Raw genomic sequence first — 1,461 nt, 5'->3', positions numbered from 1 at the left:
GTTAAGTCAAGTTTTTAGAGTAACAAACGTAGAATTTTAATCTATTTATTTTAAGCACTTACCTTTTCAAATTGATTAGGTGTAAGATACCCTAAACTTTGATGGATTCGTTTTGAATTATAAAAGGCTTCGATGTACCAGAAAATACTCTGATAGGCTTCTTCAAAGTTCTTATATTTAAATTGATACACCCACTCTCTTTTTAAATGTCCATGCCAAGATTCAAGACTGGCATTATGATAAGGGTATCCCCTTCGACTGAAAGAGTGAGTCATCCCATAATACTTAAGCAACTCTTCATACTCTAGACTCGTATACTGGCTTCCTTGGTCAGAATGAAGAATAACAGCTTCTGGATAGTCTTGTGATTTAATGGCCTTATTTAAAGTTCTTTGCACTAATTCTACAGTCATTCGCTTGCCCAAATCCCAAGCAATGACTTTTTTAGTATAACGATCCATAATGGTTGAGAGATAAGCCCATCCTTGTTGAGTAGGAATATAAGTAATGTCGGTTGACCAAACCTTATTTTTCTTTGTAGGTTCAGTCTGTATGAGATTTTTTCGATTGATGTGATCACTTAGTGAGTATCCAGGCTTAAATTTCTTAATGACTACAGACTTGAGTTGAAGTTGCTTCATTAGCTTCTGTACCAGTTTTAACCCGACTTTTTCCCCTTGTTTAAGTAGAAGATGATGAATTTTAGGAGCACCATAGATTCCTCGGTTAGCATTGAAGAGTTGAGACATTTTGAGTGACAGGTATTGTCTCCTTAATTGAGTTTTAGATGGATGTCGGTTAATCCGTTCATAATAACTTGATTCAGGAACATCAAGGAGTTGACAGCTTAGTCTGACATTGAGTGCTAAAGTTTGTATGGTTTGAGCCATATCCGCAGCACTCACTTCTTTTTCTCGGCGAATATGGTCAATACTTTTTTTAAGATGTCTCGTTCTTCCTTAACTTTAGCCAGTTGTCTTTTTAATTCTAGAAAATCAGCTTTAGAGACGGAGCTTTCATTAGATTTAGAGTAGAGGTCTATCCATTTATAAATTGTTGCAGGGGCCACGTCGTATTCTTTAGACAGCTGGGTGACGGATTGACCAGAATGATAGAAGGCGATAAGGGTTTCTTTAAATTCTTTTGAGTAGCGTTTTTGCATGTTTTTGTCCTTTGTCTAAATTATACAATAGTGACTCTAAGATTTAAGGATAACATCACTCACAACTTAGGGTTATTAATAGAGGTCAAAATATGAAAATTGGGTATGCACGTGTCAGTACTTTTGAACAAAAATTAGAATCTCAAATTGAAGTTCTGAAAGAAGCAGGAGCAGAAGAAGTTTTCCAAGAAAAGTTTACTGGAACTAATGTCGAACGTCCACAATTTAATCTAGTATTTAAAAAGTTAAAGGATGGTGACACTTTAATTGTGACAAAGTTAGACCGATTAGCCAGGAAC

Annotated in this window: 2 protein-coding genes; one reads left to right on the top strand and one right to left on the bottom strand. The window is 35.5% G+C overall.

Annotation, left to right across the window (positions count from 1 at the left end; genetic code table 11):
* Window positions 1–50: 50 nt before the first annotated feature.
* Window positions 51–1,162, bottom strand: a protein-coding gene (locus ABT186_RS47715) for an IS3-like element IS981 family transposase (protein ID WP_351930696.1) whose coding sequence is annotated in 2 segments (ribosomal slippage) — window positions 51–946 and window positions 946–1,162 — 1,113 coding nt in all. Because the reading frame shifts where the segments join, the coding sequence is not laid out codon by codon here.
* A gap of 92 nt (window positions 1,163–1,254) precedes the next feature.
* Between ABT186_RS47715 and ABT186_RS47710 the strand changes: the two genes are divergently transcribed.
* A partial coding sequence (locus ABT186_RS47710) for a recombinase family protein (RefSeq protein WP_350802177.1) occupies window positions 1,255–1,461 on the top strand: 207 nt, incomplete at its 3' end.

It is taken from the genome of Streptomyces sp. NPDC001634 (genome assembly GCF_040298185.1).
Taxonomy (GTDB): Bacteria; Actinomycetota; Actinomycetes; order Streptomycetales; family Streptomycetaceae; genus Streptomyces.
This window is presented reverse-complemented; position numbering and strand designations above follow the sequence as displayed.